The sequence below is a fragment of the Roseovarius amoyensis genome, assembly GCF_003260265.1.
In the GTDB taxonomy this organism is placed as follows: domain Bacteria; phylum Pseudomonadota; class Alphaproteobacteria; order Rhodobacterales; family Rhodobacteraceae; genus Roseovarius; species Roseovarius amoyensis.
In genome coordinates this window covers 130,572-151,050 of the sequence record NZ_QITQ01000006.1, presented here as the reverse complement: position 1 = coordinate 151,050, position 20,479 = coordinate 130,572, and the positions used below count along the sequence as shown (strand labels likewise).

Sequence of the window (20,479 nt, the reverse complement as noted above, 5' to 3'; positions counted from 1 at the left end):
CCGGATATGTTGCGCGGGCCATGTCACAGGCTGCGCGTTTTGTCCAGTTCAGCCCTGCCTTGGCCACACCGGATGCAGATCATCTATGACAAAGACATGTGCATGGCGCCGCACTTCGCCGTCTACAGCCCCGTGAGCGTACAGATGCGGATGGTGCGGTGGCAGTTCCGGGTGGTCATGAAACAGCTCCAGCGGCTCTCCCGCTGGCCACAGCCGCCACGCCACCAGCACCCCGACCAGCGCCAGCGCCCCCAGGATGCCCAGCGCGGCGGCCATCTCCAATGCCTCGCCCGCCCAGCCGGCCAGCGGATAGGTGATCAGCCAGCACGCATGGCTGAGCGCGAACTGCGCCGCAAAGATCGCGGGACGGTCGGCGGGATGGGCCGACCGCCGCAAGAGCCGGCCCGAGGGTGTCAGAACCGCGGAATAGGCCAGCCCGAACGCCGCCCAGACGGCCAGAAAGACAGGCCAGCCCGGCAGGCCAGCCACCCCCATCCGCAACGCCAGCCCCAGGCACAGCATCACGAGGGTCGCCGCCCCCGCCATCATCACCCCGCGATCCGGCAGCCGTTCGACCAGGCGCGGCAGCGCCAGGGCCGCAGCCATCGACCCCGCGCCAAAGGCCGCCATTGCCAGCGCCAGATCGGCCTCGTCCCCGGCCATTGCTCCGCGCACAAGGACCACCGTGTTGACCAGCACGAACGCACTTGCCGCAGCCGCCGCGAAATTGAGTGCGAGCAGCCCGCGCAGCCGCGGCGTTGCCAGGTAGATCCGCGTGCCGCGAACCAGTCGCTCACGAAACGGGCGCATGGATGCCTCGGGCGACAGGGGCGGTATCGCCGCCCAGCCGACCAGAACCGCCGAGACGGCAAAGCCCAGTGCCGTGCCCGCAAACAGCATGGAAAAGCCCGTTACGGTCAGCAACAGGGCGGCGATGGCCGGGCTCAGAAGGTTTTCCAGATCGTAGGCCAGCCGCGACAGCGACAGCGCGCGGGTATAGTCACCCTCGTCCGGCAGCAGGTCCGGCAGGATCGCCTGATAGGCCGGGGTAAACGTGGCCGAGGCCGACTGCAACACGAAGATCAGCACGTAGACCTGCCAGACCTGGGTGACAAAGGGCAGGCACAGTGCGACTGCCACACGCACCAGGTCGGCCCCCACCAGCACCGGTTTGCGCGGCAGCCGCTGCGCCAGCGCCTGCGCCACCGGTGACAGGCCCACATAGGACAGCATCTTGATGGTGAACGCGATGCCCAGGACCATCCCCGCGCCATCCCCGGCCAGATCATAGGCCAGCAACCCCAGCGCCACGGTCATCAGCCCGGTACCGAGCAGCGACACCACCTGCGCGGCGTAGAGCGCGGCATAGTCTCGGTTGGCGAACAGCGCGAACATGGTATCGATCATAGCGTTGCGCGACGCGCCGTCCAGCGCACCCGCGTCGGTCACAAAGGCGTGAAAAACCGCTCCGCGCCCTGTTATTGCGCTATGATCAACGTGATTCATTTCAGGGAGAACCGACATGACCCTTCGCATGACCCGCCGCGGCCTGCTGACCAGCGCCGCCGCCGCCGCGTTGCCGCTGGCCGCACCCGGCGCGCTATATGCCGCCGCGCCCATGCTGGGGGCGGGGACCCCGCCCTGGCGCCGTTTTGCGCTCGGCTCGTTCGAGGTGACCAGCCTGTTGGCGGCGACGGCGATGCGCCCCGACCCGCATTCGATCTTTGGCCTCAACGTCAGCGACGACGAATTTGCCCAGGCCTCGGCCGCCGCGATGCTGCCCACCGACGCGGCGCAGTTCTTTTTCACCCCCATGCTGGTGAACACCGGCGAAAAGCTGGTCCTGTTCGACACCGGGCTGAACCCAGAAGGTATCACCGGCGCGCTGGCCGCCGCCGGGCACACGCCCGACCAGATCGATCTGGTGGTCATCACCCACATGCATGGCGACCATATCGGCGGGCTGCGCGCGGGCGGCAGCGACACCTTTGCCAATGCCGATTATGCCACCGGGCGGGTCGAATTCGACGCCTGGTCGGGTATGGAAAACGCGGGGTTCGAGGAAAAGGTGCGCCCGCTGGCCGAGCGCATGACCATGATGGAGGACGGCGCCAGCCTCTTTTCCGGGCATACCGCGATGGCCGCCTTCGGGCACACGCCGGGGCACATGGCCCACCTGATCGAAAGCGGCAATGAGAGGCTGCTGATCGCGGTCGACTTCGCCAATCACTATGTCTGGTCGCTCGCCCATCCCGACTGGGAGGTGAGTTTCGACATGGACAAGGAAACGGCGGCGGCCACCCGGCGGCGCCTGCTGGACATGCTGGCGGCCGAAAAGATGCCCTTTGCCGGCTATCACATGCCCTGGCCCGGCACCGGCTTTGTCGAGGCGGCGCAGGGCGGCTATCACTATGTGCCGACCAGCTATCAGCTGATGCTCTGAGGGCGCGACGGCGGGTGGCCTTCCATTCGCGCCCGCCCCGCCACATATCTGGGGCATGAACCACACCGACCCCGCCCTGCCCGAGTTCGAGGCGATGGCGCGCGCCGCCATCGACGCCCTGCCGCCCGCGTTTCGCGCCCATGCCCGCGATGTGGTGCTGCGGGTCGAGGACTGGCCCGCGCGCTGGATGCTCGATGAGTTGGGCATGGCCGACCCGCTGGAGCTGACCGGGCTGTATGACGGGATCCCGGTGACGGAAAAATCGGTCATTGATCAGCCGATGGGCCCCGACACGGTCTGGCTGTTTCGCGAACCGATCCTGGCGGAATGTCGAGAGCGCGGCAATGTCGCGTTGCCGGACCTGATCGCGCATGTCACGGTGCATGAATTCGCTCATCATTTCGGCTGGTCGGATGCGGACATCGCCACAATCGACCGCTGGTGGGAATGACCGGCCCCGCCCCTTCACCGCCGCCGGCACCGGGATAGGCATTCCCTGCCGGGCACCTTAGTAAAACGGAAACCGCACAATGACCACGACCATCGCCACCGCCCTGTTGCACGCTCTCAAGGATCGCGGCGCCGACCGCCTGTTCGGCATCCCCGGTGATTTCGTTCTGCCCTTTTTCCGTGTGATCGAGGACAGCGCCATCCTGCCCTGGCACACGCTCAGCCACGAACCGGGCGTGGGCTATGCCGCCGACGCCGCCGGGCGCATCACCAGCACGCTGGGGGTGGCGGTCGTCACCTATGGCGCCGGGGCGCTGAACATGGTCAACGCCGTGGCCCAGGCCTATGCCGATAAATCGCCGCTGGTGGTTATCTCGGGGGCGCCCGGCGCGCAGGAGGGCAAGCTGGGCCTCAGCCTGCACCACCAGGTCAAGACGCTGAATTCGCAGTTCGAGATCTACCGCGAACTGACCTGCGCGCAGGCGGTCCTTAACGACCCCGCCACCGCGCCGGCCGAAATCGCCCGCGTGCTGGATGCCGCGCGCAAGTATTCCCGCCCGGTCTATCTGGAGGTGCCGCGCGACATGGTGGATACACCCTGCGCGCCGGTGCCGCCCTTCGACCCCGCCCCGTCGGACCCGGACGCCGCACGCGCCTGCGCCACCGAGATCCTGTCCCGGATGCGCGCGGCGCAGTCCCCGGCGATTCTGGTCGGGGTCGAGGCGCGCCGCTACGGCATCGAGGACAAGATTGCGGCGCTTTGCCGCAAGCTCGGCCTGCCCGCGGCCACCAGCTTTATGGGCCGGGGCCTGTTATCGCGTGAGGATTTGCCGCTGACCGGCGTCTATCTGGGCTCGGCCGGCAGCGAAACGGCGGCGCGCCATGTCGAGGGGTCCGATTGCCTGCTGATGCTGGGGGTGATCGTGAGCGACACCAATTTCGGCGTCTCGGGCCGGAACATCGACCTGCGCGGTGCCATCCAGGCGCTGGACCGCAATGTGACCTTTGCCCATCATACTTATCCAGAGGTCACGCTGGAGGCGCTGGTAGAGGCCATGACCGAACTGGCCGATCCGCTGGACCATGCCCGCCCCAACGCGCATGTGCCCGACTATGCCCACGGGCTGCCGGACGACGACACGCCATTGATGCCCACCCATGTGGCGCAGGCGGTCAACAACCTGTTCGACGCCCACGGACGGATGCCCGTCGCCACCGACATCGGCGATTGCCTGTTCACCGGGCTGGAAATCGTCGATACCGAATTCGTGGCGCCGGGCTATTACGCCTCGATGGGGCTTGGCGTGCCCGCCGGCATGGCAATCGCCGCCTGCACCGGGCGCCGGCCCATCGTTCTGGTCGGTGACGGCGCCTTTCAGATGACCGGGTGGGAGCTGGGCAACTGCCCCAAATACGGCTGGGCGCCCATCGTGATCCTGTTCAACAACCTCAGCTGGGAGATGCTGCGCGCCTTTCAGCCGGGGCCGTCCTATCACGACCTCGACGACTGGCATTATGCCGAAATCGCCAACCATCTGGGCGGGCACGGCGTGCGCGTGCATACCTGCGCGGAACTGGGGCGCGCCTTGGCGCAGGCCCATGCCGACGACAGCCGCTTTCAGCTGATCGAGGTGATGCTGCCCCGGGGCGCGACATCAAAGACGCTGGCCGGCTTTGTCGGCGCGGTGCGCGAGATGTCAGCGCTCAAGGGGGAATGATCGACGGGTAGTACACCGCCGGAACCTTGGTGCAAGCCGACCGCGGGTGGCGCGGAACGCGCCGCCCTGGGGGGCGGTCGGCGCGTGGCCGATCTGCGATCGGCCGGGGCTGAAACCGACCCTTCCGAAGACGCCCGAACATTCCTGGACACTCAGAACAACAGCCCCGCGCTCAGCCCTCGCCGGTGCGGTCGCGCCAGCGGTTGACCACCGGATAACGCCGGTCCAGCCAGAAGGCGCGTTTCGACAGCCTTGTGCCCGGCGCCGACTGGAACCGCTTGTATTCCGAAATCCGCAGAAGATGCGCGACCCGCTCGGCATCCGCCTGCGCAAAACCCGCAGCGACGCAATCGGACACCGCCCCGTCGCGGTCGACGAGAATTTCCAGAATGCCATCCAGCACCGGGTAGTCGGGCAGCGAATCACTGTCCTTCTGATCCTCGCGCAGCTCGGCCGAGGGGGGCTTGTCGATCACCCTTTGCACAATGACCTCACCCGCCGGGGCCTGCATCCAGGGCCGGTGATTGGCGTTGCGCCAGCGGCAGATATCGAAGGCGCGCGTCTTGTAGAGATCCTTGAGCGGGTTATAGCCGCCGGCCATGTCGCCATAGATCGTGGCATAGCCCACTGCCACCTCGGACTTGTTGCCGGTTGTCAGCAGCATCTCGCCGAACTTGTTGGACATCGCCATCAGCAAAAGCCCGCGCAGGCGTGACTGGATGTTTTCCTCGGTCAGGTCGGGGGCCAGCCCCTCGAACAGGGGCGCCAGCGTCTCTGTCACCGCGGCGCGCGGGGCCGAGATCGGCACCGTGTCGTAGTGACAGCCCAGACGTTCGGCCACCGCCTGCGCATCCTCCAGCGACTCGGGCGATGTGTATTCCGAGGGCAGCATCACGCAGCGAACATTTTCAGGCCCCAGCGCATCGGCGGCGATGGCGGCGACAAGCGCGCTGTCAACGCCGCCCGACAGCCCCAGCAACGCCTTTTCAAACCCGCTTTTGCGCATGTAGTCGCCCAGCGACACCACCATCGCGCGGTAATCCTGTTCCATAGTGTCGGGCAGATGCGCGCGCATGCCCGGCTCCGCGCGCCAGCCATCCTCGCCCCGCACCATGTCGAGATGGGCAATCGCCTCTTCCATCACCGGCATCTGCAACGCCAGATCGCCACCGGGATTGAGCACAAAACTGCCGCCGTCGAAGACCTGATCATCCTGCCCGCCGACGAGGTTGAGATAGATCAGCGGCAGACCGGTCTCGACCACCCGCGCCACCATCAGGTTGAGACGCGTATCCATCTTGCCCCGGTAATAAGGCGACCCGTTGGGAACCAGCAGGAACTCGGCCCCGGTTTCGGCCAGTGTCTCGGTCACGTCATCGAACCAGGCATCCTCGCAGATCGGGCTGCCGATGCGCACGCCGTCGATGGCATAGGGCCCGCCGACGGCCCCCGCGGCGTAGATGCGTTCCTCGTCGAACACCGTCTCATTGGGCAGGTGATGCTTGAACACCCGCGCCGCGATACGGCCCTTGTCGAGAATGTAATAGGCGTTGAACAACTCCGCCCCGTCCAGCGCCGGGGCGCCGATGGCCAGCGCCGGGCCATCGGCACAATCGCGCGCCAGTTCGTCGATCATGGCGATGGCCTGCTGGTGAAAGGCCGGTTTCATCACCAGGTCCTGGGTGTTGTAGCCGGTCAGGAACATCTCGGGCAGCGCCACCAGCCGCGCGCCGGCATCGCGCCCCTCGGCCCAGGCACGGCGGGCCAGGGCGGCGTTGCCGGGCAGGTCGCCCACGGTCGCATTGAGCTGGGCCAGGGTCAGGCGGAACCTGTCGGTCATCTCGCTGGGGTCTCCTTGTGCCGCGCCATGCCGCCCGATTTAGCAGATGCGACGCCAAGGGAAACCCGGTTTCGGCAAAACCCGTTGTCAGCCTTGGTCGCGTCCTCTAGGTTTGGCGCCACCGCAGGGTTAAGACGCCGGGGCATCAGAGGCAGACATGAAAAAAAGGCTGACCATATCGCTGGCCGTCGCGATTGCCACCGCCGGGGGCGCGCTGGCGCAGGACGGCGACATCCAGACCAAGCAATACGAGGATGGCGGCATCTACGAGGGTACGTTCAAGGACGGGCTCCAGCATGGTACCGGCACCTACACCCTGCCCAACGGATATGAATATACCGGCGAATGGGTCGAGGGTGAAATCCGCGGCACGGGCGTGGCGCGCTTTCCCAACGGGTCGGTCTACGAGGGCGAATTCGCCCGCGGCAAGCCCCACGGCGTCGGCAAGATCGTCTTTACCGATGGCGGCACCTATGAGGGCGCGTGGGAAGATGGCAAGATCACCGGAAGCGGTGTCGCCGTCTACGCCAACGGCGTGCGCTATGAGGGTGAATTCCTCAACGCCATGCACCATGGCCGCGGCCGGATGGAAAGCCCCGGCGGCTATGTCTATGACGGTGACTGGGTCGAGGGCGTCAAGGAAGGCCAGGCCACGATCACCTATCCCGATGGCGCGGTCTATGAGGGCCAGGTCGTCAACGGCGCGCGCGAGGGCGAAGGCAAGCTCAGCATGCCCGACGGGCTGGTCTATCAGGGCACCTGGAAAGACGGTCAGATCGACGGCAAGGGCCGGCTGGTACAGCCCAACGGCGATGTCTACGAGGGCGACCTCGTGCGCGGCCGGCGCGAGGGCGAGGGCCGCGTGACCTATGACAACGGCGACGTCTACGAAGGTCAGTTCAAGGACGACCGCCGCCACGGGCATGGCACGTTCACCGGCACCGACGGCTATCGTTACGAAGGCAACTGGATGGCCGGCAAGATTTCCGGTCAGGGCAAGGTCACCTATCCCGACGGCTCGGTCTATGCCGGCGAATTCCGTGACGACCTGGCCAACGGGCAGGGCATGATCACCTATCCCGACGGCTCGACCTACGAAGGCGAATGGGTCGGCGGCGTGATCGAGGGCATGGGAAAGGCCACCTACCCCAACGGGCTGGTCTATGAGGGCGAATTCCTGAACGCCCGCAACCACGGCACCGGCGTGATGACCTATGCCGATGGCTATCGCTATGAGGGCGAATGGCGCGACGGCCAGCGCCACGGCCAGGGCACGGCCACCTATCCCGATGGCACCATCTATGCGGGCGAGTTCGCCAATGGCCAGCGTCACGGGCAGGGCAAGATCGTGATGCCCGATGGATTCACCTATGAGGGTGAGTGGCAAGAGGGCGAGATTTCGGGAATGGGCGTGGCCACCTATTCCAACGGCGACGTCTACGAGGGCATGTTCAAGGGCGGAAAGCGTCAGGGTCAGGGCACGATGCGCTATGCCACCGGCGAAGAGGCCAGCGGCGAATGGAAGGACGGCGCGCTGGCCGAGGCCGCCACCGCCGACACCCCGACCGAAGAGACCGACGAGGAAACGGGCGCCGAACCGGAGGCCGGGGAACCGGCCATCGAATAGGGGCAGCATGGCAATTGCGGGTTTTCAACCGCGATTCGTGCGGCTATAGTCCCACCCCATGACGAAGCAGAACCATATTACCGGACCGGCCCCGCGCCTGCGCGCGGCTTGTCATTCCGTTCTGCTGCTCCTAAGCCGCCTCTGAGCGTGCCATCCGGCGCGACCGCTCAGAGGATGTGCCTGTCATCGCGCCAATTGGCTTAGGACAATCGAAAAGAGACACGACATGACGACCGAAAAGATCTCCGTTTCGCCACAGGCGGAAAAGGACAGAGTGGTGATCTTCGACACCACATTGCGCGACGGCGAACAATCACCCGGCGCGACCATGACCCACGAGGAAAAGCTCGAAATCGCCGGGCTGCTGGACGATATGGGCGTCGACATCATCGAGGCCGGCTTTCCCATCGCGTCCGAGGGCGACTTCCGCGCCGTCAAGGAAATCGCCAAGCACAGCCGCAACGCGGTGATCTGCGGGCTGGCGCGCGCCGACCTCAAGGACATCGACCGCTGCTGGGAGGCGGTGCGCCACGCCAAACGCTCGCGCATTCACACCTTTATCGGCACCTCACCGCTGCACCGGGCGATCCCCAACCTCAGCCAGGACGAGATGGCCGAGCGCATCCACGAGACCGTCTCCTACGCGCGCAACCTGTGCGACGATGTGCAATGGTCGCCGATGGACGCCACGCGGACCGAATGGGATTACCTGGCCCGCGTGGTCGAGATCGCCATCAAGGCCGGCGCCACCACGATCAACATCCCCGACACGGTGGGCTATACCGCGCCCGTGGAATCGGCCGAGCTGATCGCGCGGCTGATCGCCGAGGTGCCGGGCGCCGGTGACGTGGTGTTCGCCACCCATTGCCACAACGACCTTGGCATGGCCACGGCCAACGCGTTGGCCGCCGTCGCGGGCGGCGCGCGCCAGATCGAATGCACCATCAACGGGCTGGGCGAACGCGCCGGCAACACCGCACTGGAAGAGGTGGTCATGGCGCTCAAGGTGCGGGGCGATATCATGCCCTACTACACCGGCGTCGACAGCACCAAGATCATGCATATCAGCCGCCGCGTGGCCACCGTCAGCGGTTTTCCGGTGCAGTACAACAAGGCCATTGTCGGCAAGAACGCCTTTGCCCACGAATCCGGCATCCACCAGGACGGGATGCTGAAGAACGCCGAAACCTTTGAGATCATGCGCCCCGAGGATGTCGGCCTGAGCGCCACCAACATCGTAATGGGCAAGCATTCCGGCCGCGCGGCGCTGCGCGCCAAGCTCAAGGACCAGGGCTATGACCTGGGCGCGAACCAGCTGAACGATCTGTTCGTGCGCTTCAAGGAACTCGCCGACCGCAAGAAGGAAGTCTATGACGACGACCTGATTGCACTGGTGGCCGCGGGCGAGGACGAGGCCCGAGACCGGCTGGTTATCCGGTCGCTGCGGGTGGTCTGCGGCACCGGCGGCCCGGCCGAGGCCGAGCTGGTAATGAGCATCGACGGCGTCGAGGCGAGCGCGGTTGAGACCGGCGACGGGCCGGTCGACGCGACCTTCAAGGCGGTGCGCGCCCTGCACCCCAATGACGCGCGTCTGTCGCTCTACCAGGTGAGCGCGGTGACCGAAGGCACGGACGCGCAGGCGACCGTGTCGGTCCGGCTGGAAGAGGATGGCTACATCGCCACAGGCCAGTCGGCGGATACCGACACCGTGGTCGCCAGCGCGCGCGCCTATGTCAACGCCCTGAACCGCCTGCTGGTACGGCGCGGCAAGACCGGCGACGACACGCGCGAAATCAGCTACAAGGACGTGTCGTAAGGCACAGCAGGTGCGGCGGGGGCGCTGCCCCCGTCGCGCGCCGGGGCGCGCGACTCCCCCGGGGTATTTTTGACCAAAAAGAAGCAGCAGGCCCGTCGGCAGGCCCTTCAGTCGGCCTGTTGATCCACCCATTCCCACGGCCGCGTGAACCGGCCCAGGATATGGCCCAGCTTTTCCTCGTCGACCTCGCCCGTGCGCTCGATCTGCGCCACCAGACCGCGTTTCTTGCTGTCGATCACCTGGGCGACGCGGGCGTCGATGCCTTCCTTTTCCAGCTCGGCATCGTAAACTCGCTTGATCGCCAGTTTGCGCAGATCGGGTTTGAACACCTTGCCCACAGCCGTCATTGGCAGTTCAGGCAGCACCTCGATATGCTTGGGCATCGCCGCCCGTTCGTGGATATGCACCTTGCAATGCGCCATCAGCTCTTCATCCGAAACCGAGGCGCCATCGACAAGCTCGACATAGGCGCAAGGTAATTCGCCCGAATAGCTGTCAGGCTGGCCTATCGCGCCGGCCATAGCCACCTGCGGATGCGCCATCAGCGCCTCTTCGATCTCGGCGGGGTCGATGTTGTGACCGCCCCGGATGATCAGGTCCTTGGCACGGCCGGTGATCCAGAGATAGCCGTCAGGGTCGATCCGGCCCAGGTCGCCGGTGCGCAGATAGCGTTCGTGAAAAAAGAGATCGGCGTTCCTTGCCGTCTCGGTATAGGTCTTGCCGGGATAGACGCCCGGGTTCGAGATGCAGATCTCGCCCACCTCGTCGGTTGCGGCCTCGACCGGGGCGCCATCTTCGCCCACGTTGTAGATACGCACGTCGGTATAGGGAAACGGAATGCCGACCGAGCCCACCTTCTTTTCGCCGTCGGGCGGGTTGCACGAGACCAGGCAGGTTGTCTCGGTCAGGCCATAGCCCTCGATCACCTGCATGCCGGTGGCCGATTCGAACCGCTTGAACAGTTCCAGCGGCATCGGCGCCGACCCCGAAAACGCGTTCTTGACGGTCGAGATGTCGGCATCGACCTTGCGTTGCATCAGCGCCGCGACGGCGGTGGGAACGGTGATGACAAATGTCGTCTTCCAGCGTTCGCACAGCTTCCAGAAATTGTCGAACACACCATCGCCGCGATAGCCCGCCGGCGTCGGAAAGACCACATGCGCGCCCGATTTCAGGCCCGCCATCAGAATCACATGGCAGGCGAAGACGTGAAACAGCGGCAGCGGGCACATGATGCTGTCTTTCTCGGAGAACAACAGCCGATGCCCCAGCCAGCCATTATAGATCATCCCCGAATTGAGATGCTGCGCCACCTTGGGCATGCCGGTCGTGCCGCCGGTGTGGAAATAGGCCGCGACCCGGTCGCCCGGGGAATCGGCAAAGGTCAGCGCCTTGGGCTGGCGCGCCACCTCGGCGTGAAAATCCAGAACATCGGCGTGGTGCTGACCGGGGTTCTTGGGCCGGATCAGCGGCACGATCCAGCTTTTCGGCGGGCTCAGGTAGCGGTTGAGGTCGATCTCGAAAACGGTGTGCACATCAGGCGCGTGGCGCACCGCCTCGGCGGTTTTCTGCGCGATGTCGGTCTTGGGAAAGGCCTTGAGCGTGACCACCACCTTTGCGCCGGTTTCGCGCAGGATTGCGGCGATCTGTTCGGGTTCCAGCAGCGGGTTGATCGGGTTGGCGATACCGGCGACCATGCCGCCGATCATCGCTACGACGGTTTCCAGGCAGTTGGGCAGCACCAACGCCACAACGTCGTTTTCGCACCCCTTGAGCGACCGGAACAGGTTGGCCGCCTGGCAGACCTGGTCGTGAAACTGCGTCCAGGTCAGGGTTTGCGCCGGGTCCCTGGCGCCAGACAGCAACTGATAGCTGATCGCGGGCCGGTCGGGAAAGGCGTCGTACGCCTCGCGCAGCATCGCATAGATCGTCTGGGGACGCTCGCGGGCCTCCCATGGCATTTCGTTCTGGATGTCCAGCGCATCCTGGCGCGTGGCAAAGGTCATGGCCCGGTCCTCCCCTGGTCGCGGCCTGTTGGCCCGACATCTCCCAGTCGTTGCGATCGACAAAATCTTCCCTAATGACAGAATGTAAGGCTTTGAGGCGGCTTGCAAGTTTGACGCTGCGTTTTCCATGCCCTCCCGCCGCCCGGATGAGGCCATTCGTCGCCTGCGGGATTTTTCTATTGACTGAATTAGTCAGAAAAGGCACGAACACCTTAGCAATTTACTCGGATAACTGTAAGGACACCCTGGAATGACCCATTTCCCCCGCAAACTTGCCCTCGTGACGGCGTTTGCCGCGCTGGCCGCGCCGGCGCTTGCCGACAGCATCAACGTCTATTCCAGCCGCCACTATGACAGTGACGACTCGCTCTACCAGGAGTTCACCAAGCAGACCGGAATCGAGGTGAACCGCATCGAGGCCAAGGCCGATGAGCTGATCGCCCGGCTGGAGGCCGAGGGCGACAACAGCCCGGCGGATGTCTTTATCGCCGTCGATGTGGGCCGGGTCGCACGGGCCGAAGAGGCCGGCGTGCTGCAACCCCTTGAATCGGATGTGATCACGTCGCGCATTCCCCAACACCTGCGCCACCCCGATAACCTGTGGTTCGGCGTGGCCCAGCGCGCGCGTATCATCTTCTACGCCAAGGACCGGGTGGAAACCCCGCCGGCCACCTACGAGTCGCTCACCGACGAGGAATGGAAGGGGCGCATCTGCATCCGCTCGTCCTCGAACATCTACAACCAGTCGCTGCTGGCCTCGCTGATCGAGGTGCATGGCGAAGAGACCGCGCGCGAATGGGCCGCCGGCATTGTCGCCAACATGGCACGCCCGCCGCAGGGCGGCGACACCGACCAGCTGCGCGGGCTGGTATCGGGCGAATGCGATGTCGCGGTGGCCAACCACTATTACTTCGTTCGCGGCTTTGACGGGAATGTCGAAGGGCTGAGCGACGGCATGGACAATATCGGCTGGATCTGGCCCAACCAGGACGGCCGCGGCGCGCACATGAACCTGACCGTGGCGGCTCAGACGGCATCCTCGCCCAACCCCGAGGCGGCCAAGGCGCTGCTGGAATTCCTGACCAGCGAATGGGCGCAGAAATACTTTGCCGGACAAACCCACGAATACCCCGCCGTTCCCGGTGTCGGGCTTGACGAGGGCACCGCGCGGCTGGGCCTCTTCGTGCCCGACAGCACCACCGGCACCGACGCCTACAGCCGCAACGCCGCCAAGGCGCAGACCATCTTTAACGAGGTCGGCTGGGACTGATCCCTTTCCCGGCGAACCAAGGCAAACCCCCGCCACCCGGCGGGGGTTTTTTTCTGGGCGATCCTTTTGCCAACAGCCGCCGCCGACATTTTTCGGTTTTGACACGTGTCAATGTGGACACATGCGAAAGCGCGCATAGATACGCCACACAACCGCAAAAGGAGTGGAATCATGGTTGAGAAAACCCAGACCTCCGGCCTCTGGCCCAGCGTTTATGAACCCTTCCGCCATCTCGGCGCCCGCATGGCCGACTGGCTGTCGCCGGCGTCCGATGCCAAGGCCGACGACAATGCCTATCGCATCACCATCGAACTGCCGGGCGTCGAGGAAAAGGATATCGACGTCACGGTTCACGAGGGCGTGGTGACCGTCAAGGGCGAGAAATCCGCCGAGCGCGAGGAAAAAGGCGACACCTGGTTCTTTTCCGAACGCCAGTACGGATCGTTCAGCCGCACCTTTCGGCTGCCGTCAGATGCCGATGGCGACAAGATTTCAGCCGACCTCAAGGATGGCGTGCTGACGCTGAGCGTGCCCAAGCTGACACCCAAGGCCGCCAAGGCGACCAAGGTCGCGATCAACAAGGGCTGACGCGGCCTGCATCGCGACGCATATGTCGCGTTCCATCGGGAATACCCGCACGAGCGCCCCGGGCCTGACCCGGGGCCTCTCTTTTCAAGTTGGGCGAGGCCCCGGCTCAAAGGCCGGGGCGGGGATGAGGTCGATCTTGTGCGGCGGGCAATAAAAGACAGAGCCTCAGATACTGGCCTTTTGCAGTATGTATTGCGGTTTGGTCAGAGTTTGGTTGGTGCGGCTAGGGGCCGCTTTGAGCCTACTGACCGTTGCTGCGTGATGCATGGATGTCTGCTATCGCGGCAGGACCAAAAACCTTCAACAACTGGTTAGGTTTTGAACGGCGTTTCTGGTGGCATTAATCACAGCGGTTTGTGAGTGTGTCAAAAAGGAGCGTTTTGGGAGTAATCCTAATATCCACATGTGTGGGCAAGTCTAAAGTTTGGCATCATTCCCTTGATGCTTGATCACACCAATTCTTTGTGTAGCGAACTGACTACCTTGAAAGGGCTGTTGCGGGTAATAAGTTTTTTTGCGCCAATGCCGCGCGAAAAAGAAACAAGCGATGTAGCTCCACCCAGAATTCCGCCTACCAATGGCAACCCTGTTACGGCCCAGCCCGCAGCCTCCCAAACAACAATTCTATTTTTGGCGCTCTCAATGCTATCGAGCGACAGTGAGAAACTTAAATCGCCCACGTAGAATTTGCGTTTGCTTTCCTTGGCCACCTTAATCATGTCACTACACTGCTTATCCACTACCCGCAGCAATCTGGACATCTCGAAGTGGGTGTCTTTTGCATTGGCGATCTGCGAGAAAAACTTGTCTAACTCATGTGTCAGCGCAACGATCTCATCACTACGTTTTTGCTTGAACTCAAGGAGATCATGCAGCGGATAATCAGGGCCTGGCAACGGGATCGACCTAACAAGGGTCACTAGTTGCCCACGCCCTGCGATGAAATTGTCGTTCTTCATCACAAATGAATCATCGCCTTGAGACAGTGTCCATTGTCCAGGTTCATCGCGTTCCAAGTCGATGAATTCATCAACATGCTGCTGGACGAAGTGTTTAGCTTGTTCAATCTCAATGGTTATATCGTATGATTCAGTGAGCCTGATAACTGCCTGCATATTGCCTATGCCAGCAGCATCGTTATGCCGAATTGGGCGCGGTCGGGTAAGCAATCCTTCTGCCTCAAGGAGCTTTTCGTCGTCATTGGAACCAAGGCTGATTATTTTGCTGTCCGGCCAAACAAGCCTGTCCCAAAAAAGCGTCGCACGTCGTAGCTCCGCAGGGTCAACGCTACTGGACTTAGCCAATATTACCTTGCCGTCATAGACAATAGGCGCACTCAGCAATATTCCACGACCGTTCTTTGGTCTCATACCAAAATATGGGTCTGATGCTTTACGGCGCTTTGCCTCGCCCATGGTAATATCCTTTTACGAATTCAATCAATTCAAGAGTCACACCTTTTGGATTGAGGCGAAAATACATTTAGCCACACTAGCACGACATTCCAAAAACGACCATTTGTTGAACGGTTCACGAAACCGGATATTGATATATTTACGGCAAAGGCTCAACTATGTCCGCAAAGCAGCCCTTACCCGCTTACTCCTTATATCTGACCCCAAGCAAAGCCACCGAAGATTTCCTCACCGGCCTGCGCCGGTCAAAGGCCAGAGAGCGTCCACCGACCTCACTCTGCACCATCCGCCACAAAGAACCGCCCTCAGACACCCCCCTGGTTCATCGCCATGAAATATCCGACCGCGCCGGCCACGATCAGGCCCAAGGCCACGGCGATGGCAATCTTCCACGCTGACCAGGGGCGTTCGCCCTGCACCTTGCCGGTGCGGCCATTGACGACAAAGCGATAGGTCTTGCCCCGGTACTTGTAGGCCGCCAGCCACACCGGCAGCAGGATGTGCTTGAAGGTGACGTCGTCGACATCGGTGTCGATGTCGTGGATACGCTGGCGGTCGCCGCCGATGTCGAACCGCACGTCGCGGGCGATGACCGCATCCATCCGCGTGCGCGCCTCGACAAAGCCTTCTTCCAGCTCCACCTGATAGCCCTCGGCCCGGAATCCGGCCAGAAATTCGGGCCGGTAGGGTTCCAGCGCCGCCAGGTCCCAGGGTTCCAGCCCGTCGGTATAGGCCTTGGGCAGGCTGCGCGACGCCAGCACCAGCACATCGTCAAAGGCCCGCGCCACCCGGCCCGAAACCGAGGCCCAGCGCACCTTGGCCACCCGCACCTGCTGACGCTTGCCGTTGCGCGTCACGGTGCGGGTTTCGTAATAGACGGTGCCACGCTCGCCGCGATAGCGCGACCGGGTGTCGGCATCGAAGGTCCAGTAGGGCACATAGATGCCCTGCATCTTGCGCCCCTTGCGGGCGTATTCGCGCAACCCGCCCGGCGCGAACCACAGCCGCCCCAGCCAATCGGTCATCGCGTTGCGCGCGGCGCGTTCGTCCAGCGCAAAGGGCAGAACGCCACGCGGCTTGATATGGCGGTGGGTGCCGGTGCCCGTGACCACCGGTGTGTCGCAGAACGGGCATGCGGTGGCATGCGTGGCCTCGTCGAATTCCACCTGCGCGCCGCAGTTGGGGCAGGACAGAACGCGGGTTTCCTCGATCTCTTCGGTCGCCAGACCGCCGGCGAGGGCGGTTTCGAAATCCAGTTCGCGGATCGTGGCCTCCCACGGACCCGCCTGGGCGATTTCATCGACATGGCCACAATGGTCACAGACCAGCTGGCCCTTGTCCGGGTCGAACCGGTAATCGGCCCCGCACTGGTCGCACGGGAAACGGTGTTCGTCGACAGCACCGCCCGCTGGTGCCTGCGTCCCCTCGGTCATCGCACGTGCTCCCGAAATTCTGAAAGAATATCCAAACCAATAAATGCCCCGGCCAGGATGGGGCAGAAATCACGGTCAAACAAACGTTTACCCCTGCCAGCTTTCGACAATGGCGTCGGCCTCGATCTCGATCAGCCATTCAGGGTTCACGAAACCGCTGACCTCCATGATGGTATCGACCGGGCGGATATCGCCGAAATACGCCTTGCGCACCTCGACCGCCGCCTTCCAGTCGGCGATATCGGTCAGCAGTATGCGCAGGCGCACCACGTCGTGCAGGCCCGACCCCGCCTTTTCCAGCGCGGCGCGGATGATCTCGATGCATTGCCTGGTCTGCGCCGCCACGTCGCCCACGCCAACCGTCTTGCCCGCCGCATCGACAGCCGCTGTCCCCCCGACCGAAATGAACGGCCCCACCCGCACCGCGCGGCTGAAGCCGATTAGCTCTTCCATCGGGCTGCCGTTGGAAATCAGGTTCCGATCATATGCCATCTGTACCTCCTCGCTGTGGTCGCGTCGGGTCTACCCGCCCCGGCGTCACGCCCCCGGCGGCGGCGGCGGCAGAATGGTGAAAAGCTGCGCCAGTTCCGCCACATCCTCGGCCAGTTTCCAGCCGTCCTGACCGGCGGTCCAGACATGGGTATCACGGCTGAGTTTACCCTCGCCCGCCATCCGGCCCAGCGTCGCCTTGGAATAGGGGCCGTGGGTCTTGCCATCCTCGGCGATGTGCCAGACATGTTCGACCGGGGGCGGCGGCGGCGCGACCGGCGCAGCGACCGGCGCGGCAGCAGGCACAGCAGGTCGCGCGCCCCACGGCCCGGCGCCGCCCGCCATCTGCTGGGCCATGCCCACGCCCATGCCCAGCCCCAGCCCGGCACCGATACCGGCCCCGGCGCCGCCCGGGTTCTGGGCCGCCGCGGTCATCGCCTCGGCCGCCGAATACTGGGTGAACTTGCCCAGGTCGCCCGCCAGCCCCATCGAGGTGCGCTTGTCCAGCGCCGCCTCTACCGCCGGTGGAAGCGAGATGTTCTCGATATAGAATTCGGGGATTGCCAGCCCGTATTCGGCCACCACGCCAGAGATTTCCGCCGCGATCAGCTTGCCCAGGTCGGCGGTGTTGGCGGCCATGTCCAGCACCGGAATGCCGCTGCCGGCGATGGTGCGCGAAAACGCCTGCACGATGATATTGCGGATCTGGAACGATATCTCGTCCATGGTGAATTCGCCATCTGTGCCGACGATCTCGGTCAAAAAGCGCGCCGGATCGACCACGCGCACCGAATAGGTGCCATAGGCGCGGATGCGGGTCGGCCCGAATTCGGGATCGCGCAGCATGATCGGGTTCTTTGTACCCCATTTGAGGTTGTTGAACCGGGTGGTGCTGACAAAATAGATCTCGGACTTAAACGGCGATTTGAAACCGTGATCCCAGTGCTGCAGCGTGGTCATCACTGGCATGTTGTTGGTTTCGAGCATGTAAAGCCCCGGCGTGAACACGTCCGCCAGCTGCCCCTCGTGCACAAAGACCGCCGCCTGCCCCTCTCGCACCGTCAGCTTGGCGCCGTACTTGATTTCATGGCCTTCGCGCTCGAACCTCCAGACCATGGTGTCGCGGGTGTCATCGGTCCAGTGGATGACGTCGATGAACTCGCCGCTCAGAAAATCGAAAATGCCCATATTGAAAGTCTCCCCTTATCTCACATCGCCCCCGCCGGACCCAAAAGGATGCGGCGGATGATCGGGCGCGCCTCGTCCAGCGTCATCCCCGGCCGCAGCGCGGGATGGTACAGCAGGCTCAGCAAATCCTCATCATGGCTGGTCAGGAACGCGAATTCCTCGTCGTCGTTAAAGATCGTAGGCCGCGCCGTGGCGCTGTCGTTCCCCAGCCCCAGCCCCTGCGCCACTTCTTCGTGAATGCAGGCCTGGCGCATCAGCTCCGGCTGTTCGGTCCGGATCAGCGCGACCGCCTTGCCATAGGTATCCCCCTGGCCAGAGCCAACGAGAGTCAGCACCATGCAATAGATGCTGCGCGGCGGGTTGGCCACGAGGCTCAGCGTTGCCGGGCCGATCGAGGGCGCCAGCGCACGCACGCGGGCGACCGTCCATTCGCGGTCGTCCTCGGACGCAAAGATGACGTGGAAATTGGCGCCATGATCCACCGCCCTGATCGGGTGCCCGGTCACGCGCGCCAGCCGATCGGCATAGGCCGCCACCGCCGCGCGATCGCTGTCGCGCATCTCCTGCGGGACGTTGGCGCCGAACTCGACCCCGATGCGCACCGGCGCCTGCCAGCGGCGCAGCACGCCCGGCCCGTCGCGCGACGCCCGCAGGCCACCGCCGCTTACATATTCGTCATAGAACGCAATACGTTCGAAATTGCGGGCCACGTCCTCGGCGCCGTAGGGGGTATCGATGCCGCCGCCATCGGTGCGCAACAGACCCTGCGCCAGCAGATGCGACTGCAGACGGGAATAATAGCGCGTCAGCGCGGCGCTGCGGGGCGACGGTGCTTGCCGCGCCACCTGGGCCTCGGGTCTGTTCGACGGGGGGCGCTGTGGCGGCTGTGTTTCGACGCAGGCCGCAAGTACCAGAACCCCGGCCAGGGCGCACACCGCCCCGGCCCGGCGCAGTACCTGGTTGCGCCGCCCGTACAAGGCCGGCCTCAGTTGCCGGGCACGGCGGTGCCGGCATTGTCGCCGGTCCCGTCGCCCCGCGCCTTGGCGGCGGCCAGCGTGTCGCGCAGCTCGCGCTCCATCTTCTTGAGCTCCTCCTCGGCGGCGGCGCGACGCGCCTTGCCTTCGTCGGCGATGCGCAGGCTGTCCTCGATGGTGCCGATCAGGTCGGCGTTGGCCTTTTTGATGGCCTCGATGTCAAAGACGCCACGCTCCATTTCCTCGCGGATCATCTTGTTGCTTTCGCGCAGGTTCTGGGCATTCGCGGTCAGCAATTCGTTGGTCAGGTCGTTGGCATCGCGCACCGCCGCCGCGGCCTCGGCGCTGCGCTGGATCGTCACCGCCTGGGCAAGCTGCGTTTCCCAAAGCGGCACGGTGTTGACCAGGGTCGAGTTGATCTTGGTCACAAGGCTCTTGTCGTTTTCCTGCACCAGCCGGATCGAGGGCAGCGACTGCATCGTCACCTGCCGCGTCAGTTTCAGGTCGTGAACCCGGCGTTCCAGGTCGTCGCGCGCCGCGCGCAGGTCGCGCAGCTGCTGCGCCTGCATCACCTGGTCCTGCTCGGGTGCCGCCTCGACCTCGGCCTGCTTGGCGGGAATCTCGGTTCCGTCGAGGTCCTTCAGCTTGGCCTCGCCCGCGGCGATGTAAAGCGCCAGTTCGTCATAGAATTCAAGCGTCTTTTCATACAGCTTGTCGAGCGACTTGATATCCTTGAGTAGCGTATGTTCGTGGTGCAGCAGCTCGTCGGTGATCTTGTCGATCTGGGTCTGCACGGTTTCGAACTGGGCGGTGAACTTGGCAAAAGGTGCGGCCCGGCCCAACAGCCGTTCCCACCAGCTGCGCTTGCGCCGCACGTCCAGCTCGGAAACCGAAAAGCCGCGGATGGTGGTGACGATGTTGCGCAGGCTGTCGCCGGCGGGGCCGACATCCTTGTTGCGAACCCCGGCCAGCATCGACTGAGATATTTCCTGCAATCCCGCCTGCGCGCGCGACCCGAAGGCGACGATCGAGTTGGTGTCGCCCATGTCGATTTCCTGCATCCGCGCGGCGATCTCGCGCGACTGCCCTTCGTCGGCGGCCTCCAGCGGGACCACGGCGTTGGCGTCAACGGGTTCGGGCAGGATCGCGCGGCTCACTTCCTCGACCTCGGCCAGCGTGGCCTGGGCTTTTTGACGAATGTTTTCCGACATGGGTTTGAATC

Annotated in this window: 16 protein-coding genes; 7 read left to right on the top strand and 9 right to left on the bottom strand. The window is 64.1% G+C overall.

Annotated features, from left to right (window positions below; all coding sequences use genetic code 11):
* Positions 1 to 48 precede the first annotated feature (48 nt).
* Positions 49 to 1,395 carry an MFS transporter gene (locus tag DL899_RS07715; protein WP_111733596.1) on the bottom strand — a complete coding sequence of 449 codons (1,347 nt, stop codon included), beginning with the start codon at positions 1,393 to 1,395 and terminating at the stop codon, positions 49 to 51.
* A 127-nt stretch (positions 1,396 to 1,522) separates the two neighbouring features.
* Between DL899_RS07715 and DL899_RS07710 the strand changes: the two genes are divergently transcribed.
* The 3 genes from DL899_RS07710 (at position 1,523) to ipdC (ending at position 4,611) form a co-directional block, all read left to right on the top strand.
* A complete protein-coding gene (locus tag DL899_RS07710) occupies positions 1,523 to 2,443 on the top strand; it encodes an MBL fold metallo-hydrolase (RefSeq protein WP_111733509.1) in 921 nt (306 codons plus the stop codon).
* 55 nt (positions 2,444 to 2,498) lie between these two features.
* A complete protein-coding gene (locus tag DL899_RS07705) occupies positions 2,499 to 2,894 on the top strand; it encodes a metallopeptidase family protein (protein WP_111733507.1) in 396 nt (131 codons plus the stop codon).
* A gap of 79 nt (positions 2,895 to 2,973) precedes the next feature.
* On the top strand, positions 2,974 to 4,611 hold the full coding sequence (gene ipdC / locus DL899_RS07700; protein ID WP_111733505.1) for an indolepyruvate/phenylpyruvate decarboxylase: 1,638 nt from the start codon (positions 2,974 to 2,976) through the stop codon (positions 4,609 to 4,611).
* Between the two features lie 172 nt (positions 4,612 to 4,783).
* Here ipdC and DL899_RS07695 read toward each other — a convergent pair whose 3' ends face one another.
* Positions 4,784 to 6,451, bottom strand: coding sequence for an NAD+ synthase (locus DL899_RS07695; RefSeq protein WP_111733502.1), 1,668 nt, complete (start codon positions 6,449 to 6,451; stop codon positions 4,784 to 4,786).
* 157 nt (positions 6,452 to 6,608) lie between these two features.
* Between DL899_RS07695 and DL899_RS07690 the strand changes: the two genes are divergently transcribed.
* On the top strand, positions 6,609 to 8,078 hold the full coding sequence (locus DL899_RS07690) for an MORN repeat-containing protein (protein WP_111733500.1): 1,470 nt from the start codon (positions 6,609 to 6,611) through the stop codon (positions 8,076 to 8,078).
* Positions 8,079 to 8,304: 226 nt separating this feature from the next.
* Positions 8,305 to 9,894, top strand: coding sequence for a 2-isopropylmalate synthase (locus DL899_RS07685; protein WP_111733498.1), 1,590 nt, complete (start codon positions 8,305 to 8,307; stop codon positions 9,892 to 9,894).
* Between the two features lie 107 nt (positions 9,895 to 10,001).
* On the opposite strand, the gene DL899_RS07680 is transcribed toward DL899_RS07685, so the two are convergent.
* A complete protein-coding gene (locus DL899_RS07680; RefSeq protein WP_111733496.1) occupies positions 10,002 to 11,900 on the bottom strand; it encodes an acyl-CoA synthetase in 1,899 nt (632 codons plus the stop codon).
* A 250-nt stretch (positions 11,901 to 12,150) separates the two neighbouring features.
* Between DL899_RS07680 and DL899_RS07675 the strand changes: the two genes are divergently transcribed.
* Both DL899_RS07675 and DL899_RS07670 read left to right on the top strand, forming a co-directional pair.
* A complete protein-coding gene (locus DL899_RS07675) occupies positions 12,151 to 13,170 on the top strand; it encodes an extracellular solute-binding protein (RefSeq protein WP_111733494.1) in 1,020 nt (339 codons plus the stop codon).
* Positions 13,171 to 13,341: 171 nt separating this feature from the next.
* Positions 13,342 to 13,758: an Hsp20/alpha crystallin family protein gene (locus DL899_RS07670; protein ID WP_111733594.1), complete on the top strand. Its 417-nt coding sequence runs from the start codon at positions 13,342 to 13,344 to the stop codon at positions 13,756 to 13,758.
* Positions 13,759 to 14,207: 449 nt separating this feature from the next.
* Here the strand turns inward: DL899_RS07670 and DL899_RS07665 are convergent, their stop codons facing one another.
* The 6 genes from DL899_RS07665 to DL899_RS07640 form a co-directional block, all read right to left on the bottom strand.
* On the bottom strand, positions 14,208 to 15,173 hold the full coding sequence (locus DL899_RS07665) for a DUF6236 family protein (RefSeq protein WP_162685526.1): 966 nt from the start codon (positions 15,171 to 15,173) through the stop codon (positions 14,208 to 14,210).
* 305 nt (positions 15,174 to 15,478) lie between these two features.
* Positions 15,479 to 16,606 (bottom strand): TFIIB-type zinc finger domain-containing protein, encoded by a 1,128-nt coding sequence (locus DL899_RS07660; protein ID WP_111733490.1) that lies wholly within the window; start codon positions 16,604 to 16,606, stop codon positions 15,479 to 15,481.
* An 87-nt stretch (positions 16,607 to 16,693) separates the two neighbouring features.
* Positions 16,694 to 17,098: a RidA family protein gene (locus DL899_RS07655; protein WP_111733488.1), complete on the bottom strand. Its 405-nt coding sequence runs from the start codon at positions 17,096 to 17,098 to the stop codon at positions 16,694 to 16,696.
* A 45-nt stretch (positions 17,099 to 17,143) separates the two neighbouring features.
* Positions 17,144 to 18,283 carry an SPFH domain-containing protein gene (locus DL899_RS07650; protein WP_111733486.1) on the bottom strand — a complete coding sequence of 380 codons (1,140 nt, stop codon included), beginning with the start codon at positions 18,281 to 18,283 and terminating at the stop codon, positions 17,144 to 17,146.
* Positions 18,284 to 18,303: 20 nt separating this feature from the next.
* Entirely contained in the window at positions 18,304 to 19,260 is a 957-nt protein-coding gene (locus DL899_RS07645; RefSeq protein ID WP_239494638.1) for a DUF2927 domain-containing protein, read from the bottom strand.
* A gap of 8 nt (positions 19,261 to 19,268) precedes the next feature.
* A complete protein-coding gene (locus tag DL899_RS07640) occupies positions 19,269 to 20,468 on the bottom strand; it encodes a toxic anion resistance protein (protein WP_111733484.1) in 1,200 nt (399 codons plus the stop codon).
* Positions 20,469 to 20,479: the final 11 nt, after the last annotated feature.

Coding starts and splice junctions, on each gene's coding strand:
- DL899_RS07715 (WP_111733596.1), bottom strand. CDS start 1,395: ATGTTCGCGCTGTTCGCCAACCGAGACTATGCCGCGCTCTACGCCGCG.
- DL899_RS07710 (WP_111733509.1), top strand. CDS start 1,523: ATGACCCTTCGCATGACCCGCCGCGGCCTGCTGACCAGCGCCGCCGCC.
- DL899_RS07705 (WP_111733507.1), top strand. CDS start 2,499: ATGAACCACACCGACCCCGCCCTGCCCGAGTTCGAGGCGATGGCGCGC.
- ipdC (WP_111733505.1), top strand. CDS start 2,974: ATGACCACGACCATCGCCACCGCCCTGTTGCACGCTCTCAAGGATCGC.
- DL899_RS07695 (WP_111733502.1), bottom strand. CDS start 6,451: ATGACCGACAGGTTCCGCCTGACCCTGGCCCAGCTCAATGCGACCGTG.
- DL899_RS07690 (WP_111733500.1), top strand. CDS start 6,609: ATGAAAAAAAGGCTGACCATATCGCTGGCCGTCGCGATTGCCACCGCC.
- DL899_RS07685 (WP_111733498.1), top strand. CDS start 8,305: ATGACGACCGAAAAGATCTCCGTTTCGCCACAGGCGGAAAAGGACAGA.
- DL899_RS07680 (WP_111733496.1), bottom strand. CDS start 11,900: ATGACCTTTGCCACGCGCCAGGATGCGCTGGACATCCAGAACGAAATG.
- DL899_RS07675 (WP_111733494.1), top strand. CDS start 12,151: ATGACCCATTTCCCCCGCAAACTTGCCCTCGTGACGGCGTTTGCCGCG.
- DL899_RS07670 (WP_111733594.1), top strand. CDS start 13,342: ATGGTTGAGAAAACCCAGACCTCCGGCCTCTGGCCCAGCGTTTATGAA.
- DL899_RS07665 (WP_162685526.1), bottom strand. CDS start 15,173: ATGGGCGAGGCAAAGCGCCGTAAAGCATCAGACCCATATTTTGGTATG.
- DL899_RS07660 (WP_111733490.1), bottom strand. CDS start 16,606: ATGACCGAGGGGACGCAGGCACCAGCGGGCGGTGCTGTCGACGAACAC.
- DL899_RS07655 (WP_111733488.1), bottom strand. CDS start 17,098: ATGGCATATGATCGGAACCTGATTTCCAACGGCAGCCCGATGGAAGAG.
- DL899_RS07650 (WP_111733486.1), bottom strand. CDS start 18,283: ATGGGCATTTTCGATTTTCTGAGCGGCGAGTTCATCGACGTCATCCAC.
- DL899_RS07640 (WP_111733484.1), bottom strand. CDS start 20,468: ATGTCGGAAAACATTCGTCAAAAAGCCCAGGCCACGCTGGCCGAGGTC.